General features: G+C 53.9%; 2 protein-coding genes. One reads left to right on the top strand and one right to left on the bottom strand.

What is annotated here, in order from left to right; genetic code table 11:
- A partial coding sequence (locus ACU8YC_RS26170; protein WP_446896141.1) for an ABC transporter permease occupies nt 1–359 on the top strand: 359 nt, incomplete at its 5' end.
- Here the strand turns inward: ACU8YC_RS26170 and ACU8YC_RS26175 are convergent.
- Nucleotides 340–447: a protein YohO gene (locus ACU8YC_RS26175; protein WP_446896142.1), complete on the bottom strand. Its 108-nt coding sequence runs from the start codon at nt 445–447 to the stop codon at nt 340–342. The two genes, ACU8YC_RS26170 and ACU8YC_RS26175, sit on opposite strands and share 20 nt — an antisense overlap.
- Nucleotides 448–518: the final 71 nt, after the last annotated feature.

Genomic DNA, 518 nt, shown 5'->3' on the forward strand with positions numbered 1-518 from the left:
GGGTATTACCGATCTTACAGGCAACTCTGGCGGGACTTGGCGGCATTTCTTCCAGCGTGATGGATATCGCCAGTGGCATGGGCATGAGTCAGGGGCAGCGGCTGCGTAAAGTGGAGTTGCCGCTGGCGGCACCGGTTATTCTGGCGGGCATTCGCACGTCGGTCACTATTAATATTGGCACCGCAACGATAGCTTCAACCGTCGGGGCAAATACGCTGGGCACGCCGATCATCATCGGGCTTAGCGGGTTCAATACCGCCTATGTGATTCAGGGAGCCCTGCTGGTCGCGCTGGCGGCGGTAATTGTCGACCGCGGATTTGAACGCTTAGCGAGCTGCCTTACCCTGCACGTAAAATGAATGTGTAACCTGCCAGCATGACACCGCCGATACCGCCGATGGCCATCAGCAGGAAGAGGGTGAGGACACCGATTTTAGCTGCGTTCATTATGCACTCCTTATGTGAACCTAAGGATTGTACACTTTTGTTAATAAAATATTAAGAGCTTATCCCAGTAG

This window comes from Citrobacter sp. VF227 (assembly GCF_052950715.1).